The sequence below is a fragment of the Candidatus Nomurabacteria bacterium genome, from assembly GCA_020632075.1.
Lineage (GTDB): Bacteria > Patescibacteriota > Minisyncoccia > Phycocordibacterales > UBA918 > OLB19.
The window spans coordinates 644,927-665,052 of sequence record JACKGH010000001.1; the positions used below are offsets into that span (position 1 = coordinate 644,927).

13 protein-coding genes are annotated in these 20,126 nt (G+C 48.9%); 4 read left to right on the forward strand and 9 right to left on the reverse strand.

Features of this window, described 5'->3' with window-relative positions; all coding sequences use genetic code 11:
• Positions 1-25 precede the first annotated feature (25 nt).
• Positions 26-3,442, forward strand: a complete 3,417-nt coding sequence (locus H6786_03045; GenBank protein ID MCB9816348.1) for a peptidoglycan-binding protein — start codon at positions 26-28, stop codon at positions 3,440-3,442.
• A gap of 1 nt (position 3,443) precedes the next feature.
• Here H6786_03045 and H6786_03050 read toward each other — a convergent pair whose 3' ends face one another.
• From H6786_03050 to H6786_03085, 8 genes are all read right to left on the reverse strand, one after another.
• Entirely contained in the window at positions 3,444-8,906 is a 5,463-nt protein-coding gene (locus tag H6786_03050; GenBank protein ID MCB9816349.1) for a hypothetical protein, read from the reverse strand.
• 460 nt (positions 8,907-9,366) lie between these two features.
• Entirely contained in the window at positions 9,367-9,840 is a 474-nt protein-coding gene (gene rplL / locus H6786_03055) for a 50S ribosomal protein L7/L12 (GenBank protein MCB9816350.1), read from the reverse strand.
• 14 nt (positions 9,841-9,854) lie between these two features.
• Positions 9,855-10,343 carry a 50S ribosomal protein L10 gene (locus H6786_03060; GenBank protein ID MCB9816351.1) on the reverse strand — a complete coding sequence of 163 codons (489 nt, stop codon included), beginning with the start codon at positions 10,341-10,343 and terminating at the stop codon, positions 9,855-9,857.
• Between the two features lie 233 nt (positions 10,344-10,576).
• Complete coding sequence (locus H6786_03065) at positions 10,577-11,203, reverse strand: CDP-alcohol phosphatidyltransferase family protein (GenBank protein ID MCB9816352.1); 627 nt, start codon at positions 11,201-11,203, stop codon at positions 10,577-10,579.
• A gap of 98 nt (positions 11,204-11,301) precedes the next feature.
• Positions 11,302-11,781: a DUF1360 domain-containing protein gene (locus H6786_03070; protein ID MCB9816353.1), complete on the reverse strand. Its 480-nt coding sequence runs from the start codon at positions 11,779-11,781 to the stop codon at positions 11,302-11,304.
• A gap of 8 nt (positions 11,782-11,789) precedes the next feature.
• Positions 11,790-11,948 carry a hypothetical protein gene (locus H6786_03075; GenBank protein MCB9816354.1) on the reverse strand — a complete coding sequence of 53 codons (159 nt, stop codon included), beginning with the start codon at positions 11,946-11,948 and terminating at the stop codon, positions 11,790-11,792.
• A 167-nt stretch (positions 11,949-12,115) separates the two neighbouring features.
• On the reverse strand, positions 12,116-14,140 hold the full coding sequence (locus tag H6786_03080) for a hypothetical protein (GenBank protein ID MCB9816355.1): 2,025 nt from the start codon (positions 14,138-14,140) through the stop codon (positions 12,116-12,118).
• A gap of 905 nt (positions 14,141-15,045) precedes the next feature.
• The gene (locus H6786_03085) at positions 15,046-15,792 is read right to left on the reverse strand and encodes a hypothetical protein (protein ID MCB9816356.1); all 747 of its coding nucleotides are present in this window, start codon (positions 15,790-15,792) and stop codon (positions 15,046-15,048) included.
• A gap of 191 nt (positions 15,793-15,983) precedes the next feature.
• Between H6786_03085 and H6786_03090 the strand changes: the two genes are divergently transcribed.
• The 3 genes from H6786_03090 to recA are packed head-to-tail and all read left to right on the forward strand — an operon-like array spanning position 15,984 to position 19,692.
• Positions 15,984-18,203 (forward strand): DNA translocase FtsK 4TM domain-containing protein, encoded by a 2,220-nt coding sequence (locus H6786_03090; GenBank protein MCB9816357.1) that lies wholly within the window; start codon positions 15,984-15,986, stop codon positions 18,201-18,203.
• A gap of 8 nt (positions 18,204-18,211) precedes the next feature.
• A complete protein-coding gene (locus H6786_03095; protein MCB9816358.1) occupies positions 18,212-18,592 on the forward strand; it encodes a hypothetical protein in 381 nt (126 codons plus the stop codon).
• A 20-nt stretch (positions 18,593-18,612) separates the two neighbouring features.
• Complete coding sequence (gene recA / locus H6786_03100; protein MCB9816359.1) at positions 18,613-19,692, forward strand: recombinase RecA; 1,080 nt, start codon at positions 18,613-18,615, stop codon at positions 19,690-19,692.
• Positions 19,693-19,748: 56 nt separating this feature from the next.
• On the opposite strand, the gene H6786_03105 is transcribed toward recA, so the two are convergent.
• Positions 19,749-20,048, reverse strand: a complete 300-nt coding sequence (locus H6786_03105) for a hypothetical protein (GenBank protein MCB9816360.1) — start codon at positions 20,046-20,048, stop codon at positions 19,749-19,751.
• Between the last annotated feature and the right edge of the window lie 78 nt (positions 20,049-20,126).

Below are 20,126 nucleotides of genomic sequence, written 5' to 3' on the forward strand. Positions count from 1 at the left end.
ATGTTAAACTGCTTAAAAACCTGACATGAAAATGAACATTAAAAAACACTGGTGTTTATTGATAGCCACTCTTTCAGCCATTCTGGTGTTTGGATCATATACAACAAACGCACTAGCACAAGTAAAGGTCCTCTCCAATTCTCGACACGCTTTTACCAGCATTACGGCTGCGATCGATCAACTGCTTGGGGCGGGGCATGTCGGTACCGATATCATAGTTCATAGCACCAACATGAACACCGGTGGTGGCTTTATCGGCGATGCCTCTGTCACCCAAGATACAGACGCTGAGTACTATGACGAAACTGGTGCCACCACCACCTCAGCCGCCCCCTATCAAATGTACACGTCTTCATACTCAGGCTACTATGGTGACAACGTAAATATCTATAATGAATTCGACGGAGTTGATTTGACCCACAATTATGCGTACCAAGCAACGGCTTCACCATTACCACCTCCGACTTTTATGACCGCACCAGGGCGCTCTGGCGACACCAGCAAATCAGGAGTGGAGTGGATACTCGATGGTTCTGATGTATTCATCGCCGGCACTACCCTCTCTGAACGCACTGCCCGCAACGCCGGTATGATGACAGCAATCAGATACAACCATCCAAGTTGGAATTGGTACGATGTGAAGGCAGCTGTTCGACAGACCGCCACAAATTGGGATGCAGGATATGACGGTGCAAATTATGGCTTTGGTGTCGTTTCCTACGCCTCATCTACCGCCCTTACTGATGGTGAACTTCTGCTACAACCACCTGCTGCACTTGTTTCTACTTCATCTCTTGGACAGATTACTTTTACCCTCTACCCATACAAGCAGACGCGCCGCATAAAAGAAGTGCTATTTCAATTCGCCAGCGACCCTGGTTTCCAAGCTGACGAGCTTTCATACAGCGATATCACCGGCACACTCGGTGCCACCAAAGTGATGGAGTGGACCAATACTACCGCAACCAGCACCATCCGCCCGTACTTTACGCCAGTAACCGATGCGTACTTCGTTTGGCTCACCGCTGATGACGCCAACGATAATACCGCAAATTTCTCCCGCATTGATACCTACGCCATTCTGGGACCGATCAGCCAAGAAGAAATTTCATTTTCAAATTCTTTTTCTCTCTCTTCACCGAGTGACGGATCAGTGACCGACGAACTCCCCACCTTCTCTTGGACGGAAGCAGAGAGCTATGTAGGAATTGCGAAGTACCAACTATATATAGACGGCTCACTGCACACCGACAACATCACTGGTACCAGTACTACCCTAGGCAGCGCACTGACTGATGGCTCGCATACCTGGTACGTCGTTGCTGAAAACGGCAATGGTGCTACCACTTCTGCCGCCAGCCGAACTATCGATGTGGTATCAGGCTACGCCGCTTCACAAACCTGGTATGTCGACAACGTCCTCGGCAACGATAGTAATGACGGTACCATCTCTTCTCCCTGGGCAACCCTCGCCAAGGCAGCCACTACCGCCCAACCAGGCAACACAGTCATTGTTGTAAAGAACGACGACGCTCCATACCGAGAGACACTCACTCCTGCAGCGGGTAACACACAAGACGGCAATATCACCTTCCGCGGGGTTGATGCTGCGCACAAGCCAGAGATCTGGGGCTCGACCAATGTGTCACAAGATATAGTTGGAGACTGGGCAGTATACGGCGGCGGCAATCCTGATACATACCAGCGCACAATGGCATTTACCAACACGATTGCAGCGGGCGTTTCAACCGACACCCTCTCACAGCGTGTAAATGACGGTAATGACCAAACCGTCCTTGGCGAAGGAGAATGGGCCTATGTTAGCGGTGTTCTATATTACCGACTCCAGCCAAGTGAGGACATTAATTTACTCCATATTGAAGCCGGCACCGAGCCGCAGCTCCTTACATGTACTGCACGAAATACTTTCAAAGATATCATTGTGCGATATGCAACCATCTTGAACGTCAGCCTTGGGACTGGATGCATCGGCGAGCGTCTTGAATCATATGGAAGTGGTCTCTATGGAGCCGCTCTCTTTGGTGCAGGCACTGCATCAAATCTCGGGCCAATCCTTCGCTACTCCACCGTGAGCAACAATAAAACCTACGGCGTTTCTATGGCCGGTACAGCGTACGCGAGGATGTATAACAACACCGTCTACAACAATGGCACGGGGTTGAGGCTTAGTGGAGCCGTTGATGATTCACTCATCCACAACAACATCTTTTTCGGCAATACGCAAAACATAGACACGAGTGCGATCGGCTCGGTCACTGGATTTGTTGCTTCACATAATAACTGGGCAAATGGCAGCGTTGATACTGGATGGCAAAACACATACCAAGGCACCAATAACCAAGCCTCTACTTCCCCGCTATTGACTGACCCAGCAGCAAGAGACTTCTCACTCGACACACTCTCACCAAGTATCGACGCAGGTACTGATGTGTCACTAACTTCAGACACTATCGGCAATCCAATCTACGGCTCTCCCGACATCGGGGCTCTGGAATACCAGCCTCCATACACAATCGGAGTCGACACCCTGAACACATCTGGTCCCGTGCGCATTTACGCAGACGGAAAATATCGATACACCTCTGCTACCTCAAGCAGTTCGACCGCCAATCTTCAAGTCTCACCAATTGGCGGCTTTGGCTCTGGTGACCATGCCGAGTACATGAACCTCACTATCAACACATGGGAAACGGACGCTACTGATGCCACCAAGGAATGGACCGCAAGCTCAAGCTACGCTACTTCCACTACTTTCACAATCTCAGGCTTGGCGGCAAGCACTGCGTATGAAATAGAAGTTGATAATGCAGCATCTGCTTACATCTCGGGCTCAACCTGCGATTCAAACGAATGCACTACAAACGGTAGTGGGAACCTCAACTTCACCTACTCAGGTGGCTGGTCGACCCACACATTTACCGTCACTCGTACAACAGTCTCTTCTGGCTCTTCTGGTGGAGGTGGTGGCAGCAGTTCACGCACAACCAAAAATGAAAGCACGACTGAACTCGTTTCTACCAGTACAGCTTCCTCTTCCCTCCTCATCACCGACGAAGCTACATACCGCCAGTCACTCCTCAACAAGATCAGCGAGCTTCAGAACCTTATTAAAGCGCTTACTGCACAGCTTTTGGTGGTACAGAGTAAGATGGACACACAACAATTCACACGACCACTAGATGTCGGCGATGAAGGATACGATGTGCTTGCACTTCAAATGAAACTCAATCGTCTTGGTTTTACCATTGCTGATTCAGGTCCCGGCTCTCCAGGACTCGAAACTCTTTACTACGGCCCACTTACTACCCTCGCCATTCAGAAGTTCCAGTGTCACTACAATATTGTCTGCGAAGGTACGCCACAGACCACTGGTTTTGGAAACTTCGGACCACAGACAAGAGCAAAGTTAAATAGTTTGTAGTTTAACTTTCTGGAGTTTCTTCTGGTGTCGGTTCAGTATTGTCAGCTGACGAAGGAACATCCTCAGATTCTGCCTGAGCAACCTCCTCAACGACTTCTTCTACCACCTCCTCCGTGACCTCCTCTGTTGAGACAGGCTCTTCTTCAGACAATCCTGGATCAGGTAACACCTCGCTTTCTTCTTCCTCAACCATGATCTCTTCACTTGAAGAAGCAGTGGTGTCTTCAGGCTGATCAGCATTGTCTTCTGCGCCAGTCTCCGAGGAAGTTGCAGTCTCGTCGTTTGCTTCACCATTATTTTCTGTCACAACTTCATTGTTATTGGATGATGAAGGAGATGAGGCACCACCACTCTTCTCACTTGTAGATTCAGTTTTATTCGTATTGGTACCTCCTAGCTGCGCCTCCAGCTCTGCCACTCGTGCTTCGAGTGCAGCCGTGCGATCATCTTGTTCTTTATTCCAATCAGCAAGCTCAAAGACTCTGAGGAAGAGGTTCTCTAGACCTTCAAGCACCTCATTGATACGAGTCGTAAGCGACATTGCTCCAGAGCCACGAGGCGTGAGCCATGGCAGGTGATCGTTTTCATCCACGAAGGAGCGAATCTCATCGAGGGTAAGGTGTTGGTAGGCCGGATCATCAAAAACATAGTCAGGGGCTGCGATGGTAATACCATCGTCAATAAAGGCTGAAGCGTAGATACTGCCCGCCACCGCGAGCTGGTAGCCTGGTGTGGTAGAGCCAATACCAACCTTACCGTCTGCGGTCACGATCATGTACGGATTGTTTGATGAGGACGCAACCAAAAAGACAGGATTAGTCTGACCAACCATTGCCGCAACAGACAATCGAGCGTGCGGACTTGAAGTGCCGACTCCGATACCACCACTTGAATACGTCGTGCCGGTGCCGTCTACTCCCGTACCGAAGATGAGGTTTCCGATGTTGAGGACGTCGTCTTGCGTCGTGCTAAAGGCATCAATGTCATAACCGATGAAGATGCTGCGGTCGACGGAGACGGCGTTGTTGGCGGTTTGGTAACCAATGGCGATGGTGCCGGTGCCGTTGTTGGCACTTAGAGCGGAACGACCGATAGCTACGTTATCCGATCCGGTGGTGTTATCAAGCAATGCACTGTAGCCAAGTGCGGTGTTGTATGAGCCAACCGTATTATGAAACATTGACCAGTAGCCATACGCGGAGTTGTATGAGCCGGTGGTGTTGTAGTGCAAAGAGAGATACGCTGTGGCGCTATTACCCCAACCTGTAGTGGTGTACCGCAACGCGCGACTTCCGATTCCAACATTGAAGCTTCCGGTTGTGAGATTATCTAATGCATACTGACCAATAGCGTAGTTATAACTAGCGTTTGCCATTGAACTTGATGCCGTGGCTCCAGCCAAGAAATAACTGTTTCGAGTAGTTGAGCCCGATAGCACCGAGGTACCATTGAGCCAATATGCACGATCAGAAGTAGCAACAAACTGCGCTGCTGTTGATGTTGCAATTGCGGTGAGCTGTGCGGCAGTAACCGTGCCAGTAGCAGCAATACTTCCCGCCACCGACAGCTTCGCATACGGACTACTCGTCCCAATACCAACATTCCCAGAACTGTATGACGTACCAGTACCGTCTACTCCCGTACCAAAGATTAAGTTTCCAATATTGAGGACATCATCCTGAGTTGTACTAAAAGCATCAATGTCGTAACCGATGAAGATGCTGCGATCAACACCTGTGGCGTTTACTGCTGCGTTGTAGCCGATGGCGATGGTGCCGGTGCCGTTGTTGTTAAAAAGCGCATGGTAACCGATGGCATTATTGTATGAGCCGGTTAAATTCTGGAACAAAGCACTATTACCAAAGGCGTTGTTATTAGAACCAACTGTGTTTAGCGCCATAGCTAAGTTGCCGAAGGCATTATTATCTGAACCCGTAGTGTTAATAAATAGCGACCAATATCCAAAAGCGTTGTTAAATGAACCGGTCGTGTTTGCTGAAAGCGAAAACCAACCCAAAGCATTGTTATAGGAGCCAGTGGTATTAGCCTGGAGTGCACCACTACCAAGGGCAGTGTTGCTGCTACCTATCATCCCCGCCGCTCCTCCCTTTAGCGCACCTGACCCCACCGCAAAGTTGTAGTCTCCTGTGGTGAGATTAGCAAGCGCATTACTACCAATGGCATAGTTGTAATCAGCATCCCCGAAGGAACTTGATGCTGTAGCACCCGCTAGAAAATAACTACCCTGAGTGGTTGAACCTGACAAGACTGAAGTATTGCCCAACCAATACGCATGATCATTGGTTGCCACAAACCGTGCTGCAGTGGAGGTAGAAGTAATGGCTAGCTGTGTGGCAGTGATAGTACCGGTTGCAACAATGTCACCAGCTACTGAAAGCTTCGCATACGGACTACTCGTCCCAATACCAACATTCCCAGAACTGTATGACGTACCAGTACCGTCTACTCCCGTACCAAAGATTAAGTTTCCAATATTGAGGACATCATCCTGAGTTGTACTAAAAGCATCAATGTCGTAACCGATGAAGATGCTGCGATCAACACCTGTGGCGTTTACTGCTGCGTTGTAGCCGATGGCGATGGTGCCGGTGCCGTTGTTGTTAAAAAGCGCATGGTAACCGATGGCATTATTGTATGAGCCGGTTAAATTCTGGAACAAAGCACTATTACCAAAGGCGTTGTTATTAGAACCAACTGTGTTTAGCGCCATAGCTAAGTTGCCGAAGGCATTATTATCTGAACCCGTAGTGTTAATAAATAGCGACCAATATCCAAAAGCGTTGTTAAATGAACCGGTCGTGTTTGCTGAAAGCGAAAACCAACCCAAAGCATTGTTATAGGAGCCAGTGGTATTAGCCTGGAGTGCACCACTACCAAGGGCAGTGTTGCTGCTACCTATCATCCCCGCCGCTCCTCCCTTTAGCGCACCTGACCCCACCGCAAAGTTGTAGTCTCCTGTGGTGAGATTAGCAAGCGCATTACTACCAATGGCGTAATTATAGATTGCATTCCCCACCGAACTTGATGCGGTTGCTCCACCAAAGAAATAAGTGTCGAGTGTGGTTGAGCCAGAAAGCACATCTACACTGTTGAGCCAATAACCACGATCATCGGTTGCCACAAACCGTGGTGCGGTGGAGGTCGAGGTGACAGTAAGTTCCGGAGCCGTGATAGTACCTGTTGAAACAATATCCCCTGCCACACTGAGCTTCGCGTATGGAGAGGTGGTACCAATACCGACATAGCCCGTTGAAGCAATCGTTAAGCGCTCTTGCAGACTAGTGCCGTTATGTGTTTTAAACAAAATTTTGCCATCCTTGCCACCTGTGGCTCGAGCAAACACTATCGAGGCTGCCGTACCTGTCGGGTCGTAATTACTACGCTGCGCGTTGATAGCAAAAATTTCTGCATTTGCAGTCGCACTGTCACCACGCAAAGTAAGTGTACTTGAACCAACCGCAACACCCGCCACGCCCAAGATTGCGCTTCCCTTTACTTGCAGCTTTGCTCCTGGAGTTGATGTGCCGATACCAATATTTCCTGTTGAGTAAGTAGTACCAGTTCCATCTACTCCCGTACCAAAGATGAGGTTGCCGATGTTGAGGACGTCGTCTTGGGTGGTACTAAAAGCATCGATGTCGTAGCCGATGAAGATACTGCGATCAACAGAAGCAGCGTTGTCAGCCACTTGGTACCCGATGGCGATGGTGCCGGTGCCGTTGTTGGACCAAAGTGCCCTATACCCAATAGCGTTGTTGTATGAGCCGGTCGTGTTGAGATTGAGCGCATAATAACCGAGAGTGTTGTTGTATGAGCCAACGGTAGTGTTAAAACCTGCACTTGATCCAATAGCGTTGTTGTATGAGCCGGTCGTGTTCCAAAAACCTGCACTTGATCCAATAGCGTTGTTGTATGAGCCACTACTATTAAAAACTAGTGTACTGGGCCCAAAAGCGTTGTTGTATGAGCCACTACTATTACTACCCAACGCACCAGAACCGAACGCGGTGTTATATGTACCAGAAGTGTTGTTAAATAGGGACGAGGATCCCAAGGCGATATTGTATGAGCCGCTCAGCCCTCCCCCTCCTCCCTTAAGAGCGCCCGAGCCCATTGCAACATTGAAATCTCCCGTGGTGAGGTTGCCAAGCGCATTACTACCAATAGCGTAGTTGTAGTCTGCTGTCCCGAAAGAACTAGACGCTCGCGCTCCCGCGAAGAAAAATGAATTGCGGGCAGTGACACCGGAGAGTACCGGAGTATTACCGAGCCAGTAGGCAGTGTTGTCTGAGGTCACAACACGATTAGCGGTTGTAGTGGCAGTGGACACAATATTACCCACGACAGAGAGCTTGGCGTATGGCGAAGTGGTACCGATACCCACCTTACCACCATTCTTCACAATGAAGTAGTCACCTTCTTGAGCCGGAGCGCTTGATACGGCAAACGGATCAAATGTAGCAGAAGACCCAGATGTCTGGTTGGTAATTTCAAAAGTAGTGTTGCCTTGATTACCACTATTGAAAACGCCAATTTTATCAGTACCTCCTCCCTGCAATACAAAATGCGATTCTGAATCTGCTATACCACCAATAGTGTATGATCCGATTACGAGGTTTGAGCTTTGATTATTACCAATCACCCATTCTCTACTACCAGTCATACCGTTCAAGATGGAAAATCCCATTTCGACATCACTGTTTGGATTGTATAGTCGAAACATGTTGTTACCATATGAATTATTCCCTGTATCAGTGGAAATAAGTGTCATACGAGCCCCGGTTGTTGTGTTACCAACTTGAACGTAATTTTCATCGGTGAGAACAGCAAACACATCGCTGCCCACATTGAAGTCTCCTGCTAAGGTTGAAGTCGCTGTACCTAGGGTAGCCACAAAACTATCAGCTACAGTTTTTCCAACCACACTCAATGTTGCATACGGACTACTCGTCCCAATCCCCAACCGCGTACTCGCGTTGTTCCAGTAGAGCCCGGTCGCATCATCCACTGTCGATGTGGCGCTAGGATAGTACGCTAAAAGACCTGCGGTAGCAGACGGCAGTACGGTACCTGATCCTCCCCCACCCGAAGCGACTGGAGCGCCGTCGAAGTACAAAAGTCCACCAGAGTTGTAGAGGCGGCTGGCAGTATTCGCAGGCGACACGTCATCAAGGTAGATTGGACCAGCGACAGACAGAAGTTCAGCGGGACTTGAAGTGCCAATCCCAACACTGCCGCTAAAACTAGTGACGCCACTGAAATTAGCATTTGATAAAGCAGGATCAGTTAGAATTGCGTCAGTTAGCGTCGAGTTAAGAAAAGAACCACCATCGGTCAATTCTTCAGTTGGGTCTGAACGATTGTCGTTATCACTACCAACATATCGATCAAAACGGCGTTCCAATGCAGCAATCTGAGCTGTACTGTCAGTATCACCCGCCATTGCAATTGGCGCCTCAAGCCCCTGACTCGTTAACAACCACCGAATATGATACAAAAGGCCGACTAGGCGCTTGTTTAATTCGGCCTCAGTGACACCCCTACTTTCTATAACCACTTGTGGTGATTGTATTGACGCTGTCACCGACGGTATCGGTGTAACTGGAAGAAGGTGCTCTTGGGGCAAATCCGTGAAAGACTCATACAATACTGGTTGTGTTTCAAAATTTTTCAGAATAGAAAAACCACCTGCTGTAAAACTGGTTAGAAGCAATAAAAACAAAAGGATTCGGATTCTTCTAGGAAACATTTTTTAGGTAGACCTCAGATACATGATATCAAACCAACCCTTGTTCCAGATCTGAAATTTACGTGACATCTGTGGATTCACTTAGGTTCCCTAATCACACAACACAAAAAATACGGCGTAAAGCCGTATTTTTTGTAGAATCTATTATGGCTCTTTACTTAAGGGTGACCTTAGCTCCAGCTTCTTCAAGCTTTGCCTTGATCTCCTCAGCTTCTTCCTTCTTCACACCAGTCTTAACTTCAGCTGGAGCGCCGTCTACCATTTCCTTTGCTTCCTTGAGACCAAGTCCACAAACTTCCTTAACGACCTTGATAACCGCGATCTTCTGAGCACCAGCTTCGGTAAGTTCTACAGTGAATTCTGACTGCTCTTCACCAGCGTCACCGCCAGCTGCAGGACCAGCGACTGCTACTGCAGCTGCTGATACACCAAACTTCTTCTCAAATACCTTTACGAGTTCATGAAGCTCAAGTACGGTCATTTTCTCAACCGCTTCTACGATCTCCTTGAACTGCGCTGGCACTTCTACCTCCTCAGCTTTTTCTTTGGTCTCTTCTACTGCTGCTTCAGGAGCTGCAGTTTCTTCAGTAGTCTCTTCTACTACTGTTGTCTCTTTTTCGTCAGACATGTTTCTTATTTAGATTATGCACCCTTCTTTTCAGCAACAGCATTGAGAACAATAGCCATGCTCTGGATTGGTGAATTGATAACGTTTACGAACATACCACGGAGTACTGGTAGTGGTGGAATAGACGCGATCTCAGTCATTTCAACTGCATCTTTGTATACTCCCTGGAACACGCCGCCAGCGATGCTGAGGTTATCCTTGTACTTACCAGCAAATTCCTTGATCTGCTGTGCTGGAGTGATTGCGTCAGCGCTGTACGCGACCGCGATCTCTCCTTCGAGTGTAGGCATTTCTCCCTCAAACGCGCCGTCAAAGGCTCGCTTCATGAGTGTCTTCTTGGCTACGAAGTAACCAACTCCCTGCTCGCGAAGCTGTGCTCGCATTGCAGTGGTGTCTGCTACGGTCATGCCGTTGAACTTCACGAAGACGATTGAATCTGAGTCCGATTTGACTCCATCAAGCTTCGCGAGAATGTCCTGCTTTTTTGCTTTTGTAATTGCCATGTGATCTTGTAAATCAATGGATAAATTCCCAGGCCCGAGGGTATAAAAAATACCCTTGACGGGCTCGACCTTCCACACTATGCATTAGCACAATAGTTGGACCTCGGCCGGCGCTTGCGCATTATCTCTTTCGAGACCGACTGTCATGAGCCTGTTGGGAGACAATATAGCAGAAATTAATAATATGTAAACCACAAAAAAGGCCCGCCTTCGGCGGGCCTGCATCAAGTCGGTTACGACCAACGCATACTGATCTGTGATCGGGCGGGAGCGGCGTACACCCAGGCACTATAGAGACTGAGTGCAGTCGCGTAGCCAAAGATAGCCACTCCAATGAGCTGCAGCGGCCACCACCACTCCCCAGAGAGAAGCGGGACCAAAGCCACCAGCTGCAGAGCTGTCTTGAGCTTCGCCACCGGCAGTACCACACTCTTAGAGAGGCGCAGTTTCCGCAGCCACACCATGACGATGTCACGCAGTACGGTCAGTGACCACGCGGCCACCAGTACATACCACAGCCAGCCGACTGACTCAGTATACCAGTACCACCGTGCCAAGAGCGCAGCGACCACACCGAGCACGAGGAGCTTGTCAGCCCGCTCGTCCCAGCGTTTACCCCACTCAGTCATTGGACCACGAGCTCGAGCGAGCCAGCCGTCCATCCAATCAGTGAACCCTGCCACAAACACGAGCAGCAACGAGGTTACCCACCAACCGAAAAAAACAGTTGCTACCACTAAAGCACTGGCTACAAACCGCACTCCGGTTATCAGGTTTGGCGTCACAGACTGCGGCAAAACCGGCAGTAACACCGCTTCCATGACCGCATCGAAGCGGTCTTTCATCTGCCACACATTCATAATGACCATCTCCCCACAATCAATATCAAAAACGAACTATATGCACTAGATCCCTCCGGCACTGTATCGTATTTTATGAAAAAATCCTAGGGGATACCTTAGGATTCGTTTTCAATCTTGAGTTGCTCGGCACGATTTCCGATCAGATTAGAAAGTAGCTGCAAAAATGTCGCTACCCCCGCCACCGCCAGAATGACCACCGGAAAGACAAAGTAGCCACTGATGAGATAACAGAACGTCACGATCGTGGCGGCCCAGACTCCGAAGCACCATGGACAATCAAAGAGGTCTGCCAAAGTACGGCGTGGGCCAACTTTTGGTTTCTCTAGTCGGTACCCCTTCCCCGCTTTCTTCACATCCCAGAACTGCTCTCGTACGAACTTAGTGACTGCGTCGTACACAAACAGTCGCGTGATTCGCCACGCAGCCAACGTAATGAGTGCGTAGTCTGTGAACGAAAGTTCGGTGAGCGGAATACGCGACTCGGTCTCCAGAATGATCGCACCCATGACTAAAATGAGTACATAGAAAATCGTAAAGATAAAATTCCAAAAGTACTGATCGGTAACTCGCAACATACGCACTACTATTGTATCGCACCATTACTCGCGCCAAGCACCAAAATAAACATCAGCACGCCGGCAATGACCGCAATGAAGCTAAACAAAAACCGATAGAAGGTCTTGTTCAGGATCCGTTGCGACATTGGCACGCGCTCCTTTGGCACTTGATCACGAACTGGCATAGATACTGATAGTATAGCATCCCTACATACAAAAAAGCCCGCCGATAAATCGGCGGGCTTTTTTAATAGAACCTAGAAAAATAATCTCCTGGCTCAAATAACAAAAGCCCCTCCCCAGGGGCTTTTGTTTTAGCTTAGACGTTCGTCTTTGGCTATAACTTCGTTAACTAGTTAACGATAGTTACAACGTCAGTTCGGAACTCTGAAGCAGGTACAGTCACCTGTGACTGGTCGTCAGTGTTTGTAGCTGTACCAGTCTCATCGAAGGTGATTGAGTTAAGCACCATACGTGATGCTGTGTTAGCTACACCTGGGGTGTAAGTAACGGTGAGGGTGAAGGTCTCAGTTGAGCCCTCGTTTACCTCGAAGAATGCATCACCTGCACCTCCTTCGTCAGCTGTTGAGGTCAAAGTCACGCTTCGTGAACCAGCTACAGATGTTGAACCTGAACCGTCCTGAAGGGTGTATGACACAGATGAAGCAACTGCGATCGGTACGAATACATCCTGTTCAAAGGCAGTAACCTCGAACTTGATCACGTAAGTACCGTAGTCATCAGTGTTGTTGTCACCGACTGTTACGTCAGCGTCAACTGATACTGCTTCAACGTCAGCACCTGCTGTACGCAAGGTGTGCTGCTCACCAGTAGCTGAACCTGAAAGCTGGCTGTTACCAAGGTCATCAGCACCTTCAGCATCTACGATAGATGTTGTAAGTGATGAGATTGAACCCTTAACAGTTGAACCTTCGTCTGAAGGATCAAGTGACTTGAATCGAAGCATAAGTTCTGCTTCTACTCGGTCACCAGCGTCGATCACTACATCACCATTCACATCGAAGGTGAGTACTGCAACGTTACCAGTTGCAACAACAGTTACGTCGTCGATAGTAGTACCATCGATCACGAGCTCTGCATCGTCAACGAGTGTTGAGTAAGTTGCACCGGTAGTAGCAACGTTAACCTTGATTGAGTTAAGCTCAATATCATTTACTGAGTTATCTGTATCAAGATCGAATACGAATACTGTGTACCAGTCTGACTTAGAGTCATCATTTACCTGAAGGGTAGTAGCGTCTGGGTCGTTTGATGAGGTCTTAGCCTTAAGTTCATCTTCGTAACCAGACTCTTCAATAGTGAATGATTCACCAGTAGGGTCACCGAGATCACCAGTAGTGGTGTCGGTTGAAGCTACACCATCAGCGTCGAAGTAACGAATAGCGTCGAATTCAACAGTCCAGTCGTTACCGTCAGCTGTACCATCTACAGAATTCTGTACAGTAGCAGCAACTACGATCTCAACTTCTTCATCTTCCATCGCTACAAGGTCAAGACCTGAGAAACGAAGTGTACCGAAGTCTTCATCGAGGTAGTCATTTCGACGTGAGTCAGCTGACTTCTCAGCGATCTTGTCGCCATCAACCCAGAGTGAGATAGTTTCGAAAGTATCCCATGGGTCAGATTCGGTTACGTCAGAACTTTCAAGAGCAAGGTCGAGACGTGAGATTTCAGCATCACCATCAGCGAACTCAACAGTTACTGTAGCGATTTCTGCATCTTCTGCACCTTCCTCGATCTGGTCATCTGAAGCTGAGTCAGTCTCGAACTTGTCGAGTGAAGCCTCACCTGAAAGCTCGAAGTCAGCGTCATCTGAATCATCCATCATGTCGTCTTCGTCATCCATCATGTCGTCTGATGAATCATCCATTACTGGAGCTGAAACACAGAGGCCGTTAGCCTTAGTACGTGATGAAGGACCGAAGTAACCAGTTGGGTTCACCAAGTTTGCTGGTGAAAGAATTTCTGAACGGTACTTAACCTGGAACTTTGATACAGCAGCAGCTGTTGCTGGACCGTAGTACTCAGTTTCCATACCTGCAGAACCTGCGCCTTCTACTGCCACGCGAGTGTCAGGGTCAGCGTTGAGGAACTGCTGGAGCTTCATAACGTCACCACCAGTTGAACCTGATGAGAGGTCACGAGTCCATGTGTAAGGACATACACCTGCAGCTGAAGTAGCACCCTGGCCAGCCTGTGACTGGAGAGCTGCTACCTGCGCAAGCAGGTCATTGATCATCTGCTGAAGGTCTTCAGTAGTCTGCGCCTTTGCTGAAGCAGCAAATGCAGAAAAGACCATAGCAACTGCTACAAAAGCTACAGCGAGCTTTGCAACAATATTGTTTGTGATAGTCATAACTATAATTATCTGTAAGTTGTGCGTAATTACTACGCGCGTCCACTTTCGCGGACATTACTTTGATAAGCTCTAATAATATGAATTAATTCATATTAGTAAGCGGTTTATCAGATCGCTTACCTAATATCACCAAACTCCGATCTCGTAAGACGGGAGTTTAGCTGCGAATTCAGTCTGTGTGTCTGTGCGGCGGTCAGTGTCGGGATAAGGTCAGGCAGAGGTTTTGCCACGAGCAAGTCGTGGGCTTTGAGAGTTTTAGATATTCAATTGTATGGTTTCCATACAATTCCCATTCACTCGGTCATGCAAAAAAATGTTTTCTTGCGCGACTTTTATTCATGGGTGTTGTCAATGATCATAACGCCCCCAGCGGCTTTGTCTCTTAGTCGCGGTGTTGGCGTGGTCTACACGGAACACAGAATTCGACTTAGAAAAAAAGCGCACTTGCGCATACAAAGATAGTAGCATTTTTTCGATCAGCTAGTAGTTCACAGGTTGTGGATACGTGGTGCTATGGCGCACGCGTCGTATGCAAAATAATGTGAAGAAACAAGTGATCTACATGGAGAAAATGCTCCGTCTCTGTTGGTCTGATGTAGATGACGATAGGAGTGTTGGCTTCTTACCTGAGATGCAAACTACATAACATATTTTGCAAATTGCAAACCAGGTAGGCTACGCACCAGTGTAGAAGAGGAAGCAGGTCTCGTACATGAGTACTACCCGCATGACCGCAACACTGTCCTTTGTGTCTCGTATCAGATGTCACCTACTCTAAGCTCCTAGAAATAAAAGTCAATACTTTTAGGTTAGCTTTTATGTCGTTTATAAAGTCATGTCCAGTTTATAGAGACATGTACTTTAGAAAAGTATTTTTAATTTCTATACTAAATTAAAGGTCACTACTTTGAGACAGAATATCTTGACCATCGCCTCTCACCTTCTCGTACCACTTGTCCTTTTTCTATGAGACTATTAAGTTCACGTTGGATTGTCTTTTCACTTACGTCAGTGATCACTTCTGCGATGTCCCTCACGGTCGCTTGTGGCTTGGCTTCAAGGACTGTCTTTATACGCTCAGCTCGATCGGTCAACTGACTGTACACGAGGTACGCGTCAGTACTGATGTCTCCAGCCGGGATGGTCACCCGACGCTGTCGGCTGCCACTGCTGGCAGCAGGATTCTTTGGACGTGGTGCAGACTTCGATTCAGTAATTGGCACTACTGTTTCAGTCAGTTCATCTACTGTTACTGCCCCTTGCTGCAGATAGTGATTATTGATGTACCGCATCACTCCATCAAGCTGATCAGACAAGAGCATAAAGATGTCCTTCGGGATCACCTGTGCCATCTGGGCGATCCGCAAGGTACTCTCAAGTGCCACTAGTCCATACTGGAATTTTAGAAGACCATCATGGACTTCAAAAGACTGGAGTGAAAGTGTCTCTAAAGAAAGTTCATGTGTTTTAAGTGCCCTGTCTTTAATACAAGAGACGTGTGGTTCTATCTTTGATGTGTCTTTTGTCTCAGACAAAATATAGAAAATAACCGACACAATCTTCTCAGTCTTTTTAAAGACATTATTAAAGTAATTGGTGTCGCTTGAGAGTCTTTTAATCTGTATTAAGTTGTCTTTTTCGCTTTGCATGAGGTGTGTTCTTTAGACGGTATTAAAGACTGTCTCTTTGTCGTACGTACCATACACTATAAGGACATTTTGGCTCTTGGCAAGTGGTCTTTTAGGTTTTTTATGGCTTAGCTTGGCCCTTATTTTGAGTGTCTATCATGCTATTATTGGGACACTTATTCATTCAATATTTAGTAACGCTAGAACACCCTATGGCCCGTAAGAAACGAAATGCAAAAGCTGACCGCAAGCCTCTTTTTGATGACCTTACCCCACAAGCCAAGCAAGCTATCTGGGCAGTGGTAATGGGAGTCTTGGCCGTTTTCTTTCTGTTCTCGCTTCTTGATTACGCCGGACCAGCTGGAACAATGACGAGCGCTGCGCTGGGTGCGCTCTTTGGTGGAGGTGCCTGGCTCGCACCGCTGGTGTGTCTCCTCTATATATATGTACTCCTCAATCCGCGAGAAGAGGACCAACACCTGAGTGGCGCAAAGATCACTGGCACCATCCTCCTCTTCCTTTCTCTCCTTGGAGCACTCGAGCTCTACCATGAGAGCTTCGGTGGCTATGCGGGACTTGCAGTGGCCTGGCCCCTCTCAACACTCCTTGGTACCGCAGTCGCTGGTATCTTGATCTTTGGACTGATCCTCATTTCTATTTTTCTCCTCTTCAACACCGGACTCAAGAATCCATTCACTCGTCGCACAAAGGAAGTCCTTGAGGACGATAGCGATATTGATGCACTCGATCTCCCTGAAGAAGACGACGAACCACTCGATGACGAAGATGAGGAATCAGAAGATGAAGAGACGGAGCGAGGCGGACTGGCAGCAGCAGTCTCAAAGAAGGTCTCTGGTCTCACCAAGGGTAGGGACGGCAGTGAGATCGTGATTAAGAACTTCAGCGGCAAGTACGTTCCACCTTCCCTCTCACTTCTTAGTAAAGAAAAAAGCAAAGCACAGATCGGTGATGTGAAAGCAAATGCCAACACGATCAAGCGCACCCTCAGAGAGTTCGGTATCAGTGTTGAGATGGATGCCGTCGAGAGCGGACCAACTATCACGCGCTATGCGCTGAAGCCAGCGCAAGGGGTCCGTATTGCCAAGATCGCTGGTCTCCAGCAGGAACTCCAACTAGCTCTCAAGGCCAGCTCGATCCGTATCGAGGCGCCGATCCCAGGTAAGTCACTGGTTGGTATTGAGGTGCCAAATGAGACCCGCGCCACGGTCGGTCTCCAATCCATGCTCGCTACCCCTGAGTACACTGATTCCCCACATCCACTCATGGTGGCACTCGGTAAGGATGTGACCGGGCATGTGCACTTTGCCAACATCGCCCGCATGCCCCACGGACTCATTGCTGGTACGACCGGTGCTGGTAAGTCGGTATCGATCCACAACATCATTATCTCACTCCTCTACCGCAACTCACCCGACCAGCTGCGCTTTATCCTGGTCGACCCAAAGCGGGTCGAGCTCACCCTCTACAACAAGATCCCGCACCTCCTCACTCCAGTGATCACCCAGGCCAAAAAGGCAATCCAGGCGCTTTCCTGGGCCGTAAAGGAGATGGAACGCCGGTATGACATCTTGGAAGCAGAACAGGTCCAGAACCTCACCTCCTACCACCAGAATGTCTACCAGCCAGCCAAGAAGGAATGGGAAGCAAGTGGCTCACCAGAAGAAGAGCGACTAAACCTCCCCGAAGCACTTCCATATATTGTGATCATTCTCGACGAGCTCAACGACCTCATGCAAGCCTACCCACGCGAACTTGAAGCTTGTATTGTTCGTTTGGCGCAGATGTCACGAGCGGTTGGAATCCACCTCCTCCTCGCAACCCAGCGACCGTCGGTAAACGTTATTACCGGTACCATTAAGGCCAACGTGCCAACTCGTGTAGCACTCATGGTGGCTTCACAGGTAGACTCACGCACCATTATCGACACTGTCGGGGCTGAAAAACTCCTCGGGCAAGGTGACATGCTCTACCTCTCTTCAGATAGTCCAAAGCCAGTCCGACTCCAGTCGGCCTATGTTTCTGAGGAAGAGATCAAGAAAGTGGTGGATTATCTCAAGAAACAAGACGCGCACGAGCTTGATACCATCAACTTTGATGAACAAGCTGGCAGTAACGACGCGGTCTTCAACGCCATGGTCGGCGGTGGAGACGATGCTGACGATGACCTCTACGAAGACGCCCGCATTGCGGTGATCGAGGCCGGTAAGGCGTCTACCTCATACCTGCAGCGTAAGCTGCGCGTTGGGTACTCTCGCGCAGCTCGTTTGATGGATCTCCTTGAAGACAACGGCGTCATCGGCCCAGCGGATGGCTCAAAACCACGCGAGATCCTTTCTTCTGGCAATGAATCTGGCGAGGAAGATGAAGGATACGGGTCAGATGACGATCCAGAAGACACACACCGATACTAGTTACCCCTATGTACGAGCACGAACCAGTCACTTTCCGGAGCATTATCAAAATCAGCATCATCGCGATCGGCCTGGTGCTCATGGTCTTCTATATCCTCTTCCAGGCCAGGTACCTGATCATGGGACCGCAGATCACCTTGCATGACGTTCCTGAAATCAGGCAAAATCAGCGACAGATCGAACTCACCGGGGCCGCCTACAATATTTCACGTCTCTGGCTCAATGATCGCCCGATCTATACCGACGCTCAGGGAAATTTCAAGGAGGCACTGGTACTGGAAAACGGGTATACTGTAGCAACATTACGAGCAGAAGATCGGTACGGACGCGAGACCACCGTAACGCAAGCATTTGTGTACGCACCAATGAATTTTGTAAGCAGCATTTAATCACCAAGTAATAGATCACTATGGCAGCAAAGAAAAAAGCAACAGCAGCACCTAAAAAGGCTGAACCGACTGAAAAAGAGGAAAAGAAAGGGACTTCCGAGATCCTCGAGACGATTCGTAGCATCAAGACCAAGTTTGGCGATGAGGCAATTATGACATTGGCTGAAACCAAGCATGTTGATGTTGAAGCTGTGCCGTCTGGCTCTATCGGCCTTGATGATGCCCTCGGCATTGGTGGCTACCCACGGGGTCGTATCATTGAGATCTACGGTCCTGAATCGTCTGGTAAGACCACCCTTTCCTTGCACGCCGTCGCTGAAGCGCAGAAGATGGGCGGTATCTGTGCCTTTATTGATGCTGAACATGCCATGGACCCAGAATACGCTGCTGCTCTTGGTGTCAAACTCGATGAGCTCCTCATCTCTCAGCCAGACAACGGTGAACAGGCGCTCGAAATCGTCGAAAGTCTCGTACGCGCTGGTAAGCTGGATGTGATCGTCATTGACTCAGTGGCAGCCCTCACCCCGCGTGATGAGATCGAGGGTGAAATGGGTGCACACCATGTCGGTAAGCAGGCTCGCCTCATGAGTCAGGCGCTTCGTAAGCTCACTGGTATCGTCGCTAAAAGCAAGACCGTGGTGATCTTTATCAACCAGATCCGTATGCAGGTCGGTGTGATGTTTGGTAACCCAGAAACCACTCCGGGTGGAAAGGCTCTCAAATTCTACACCTCAGTCCGACTCGATATCCGTCGTATCGCTCAGATCAAGAAGGGCGACGAAGTAGTTGGTGGCCGACACCGCGTAAAGGTGGTGAAGAACAAAGTCGCTGCCCCATTCCGGACCACTGAGTTCGACCTTCTTTACGGAGAAGGAATCTCAAGCGAGGGTGAACTCCTCGCGCTCGGTGAAAAATACAAGATGGTCTCGAAGGCCGGCGCTTCATACTCATATACCCCACCAGGCGGCGATGAATCAGCCGTCGTGAAGCTCGGCCGTGGCTACGACGCTGCCCGCACCACTCTCAAGGAAGATAAGAAACTGAAAGCAGAGTTACTCAAGAACATTCGCAAGGCACTCAAAGAGGAAGCTGCGAAGTAGACATAATAAAAAAGGCCGCGCGGAGCGCGGCCTTTTTGATTGTATCGATTCTCGAATCAACAGATGAACGGTCCACCCCGCTGAAGTTCAGCGACTGCTTCCTGCAACCGATACACCTTCTCAGCTAGCTCGCGAAGTGCTGCCGGCTCCATGCGTTCACAGCGTTCAGCAAACGCTCGGATCTCGTCCTCGCGCTCCTGATGCTGGCAAGCTGGGCACAACTTACCCATCAGTTTAAACGACAGACCTTCTGGATACGGTTTTTTACACCGCGGGCACCGATCTAGTGCAGCCAATCTTTCTGCAGCACGCTTGGTCCAATCGGGATCAAGGTCAAAATTGTCTTGCTCTGACATAACACTCATCCTCCTTTAGGTAATCGGAACAACTTCATACAGAAAACCACACTTTGGATGAAGGCACAACAAAAGGCC

Excerpts from the sequence above, each read along its gene's own strand:
- H6786_03045 (MCB9816348.1), top strand. The coding sequence starts at position 26 with ATGAAAATGAACATTAAAAAACACTGGTGTTTATTGATAGCCACTCTT.
- H6786_03050 (MCB9816349.1), bottom strand. The coding sequence starts at position 8,906 with ATGGCGGGTGATACTGACAGTACAGCTCAGATTGCTGCATTGGAACGC.
- rplL (MCB9816350.1), bottom strand. The coding sequence starts at position 9,840 with ATGTCTGACGAAAAAGAGACAACAGTAGTAGAAGAGACTACTGAAGAA.
- H6786_03060 (MCB9816351.1), bottom strand. The coding sequence starts at position 10,343 with ATGGCAATTACAAAAGCAAAAAAGCAGGACATTCTCGCGAAGCTTGAT.
- H6786_03065 (MCB9816352.1), bottom strand. The coding sequence starts at position 11,203 with ATGAATGTGTGGCAGATGAAAGACCGCTTCGATGCGGTCATGGAAGCG.
- H6786_03070 (MCB9816353.1), bottom strand. The coding sequence starts at position 11,781 with ATGTTGCGAGTTACCGATCAGTACTTTTGGAATTTTATCTTTACGATT.
- H6786_03075 (MCB9816354.1), bottom strand. The coding sequence starts at position 11,948 with ATGCCAGTTCGTGATCAAGTGCCAAAGGAGCGCGTGCCAATGTCGCAA.
- H6786_03080 (MCB9816355.1), bottom strand. The coding sequence starts at position 14,140 with ATGACTATCACAAACAATATTGTTGCAAAGCTCGCTGTAGCTTTTGTA.
- H6786_03085 (MCB9816356.1), bottom strand. The coding sequence starts at position 15,792 with ATGCAAAGCGAAAAAGACAACTTAATACAGATTAAAAGACTCTCAAGC.
- H6786_03090 (MCB9816357.1), top strand. The coding sequence starts at position 15,984 with ATGGCCCGTAAGAAACGAAATGCAAAAGCTGACCGCAAGCCTCTTTTT.
- H6786_03095 (MCB9816358.1), top strand. The coding sequence starts at position 18,212 with ATGTACGAGCACGAACCAGTCACTTTCCGGAGCATTATCAAAATCAGC.
- recA (MCB9816359.1), top strand. The coding sequence starts at position 18,613 with ATGGCAGCAAAGAAAAAAGCAACAGCAGCACCTAAAAAGGCTGAACCG.
- H6786_03105 (MCB9816360.1), bottom strand. The coding sequence starts at position 20,048 with ATGTCAGAGCAAGACAATTTTGACCTTGATCCCGATTGGACCAAGCGT.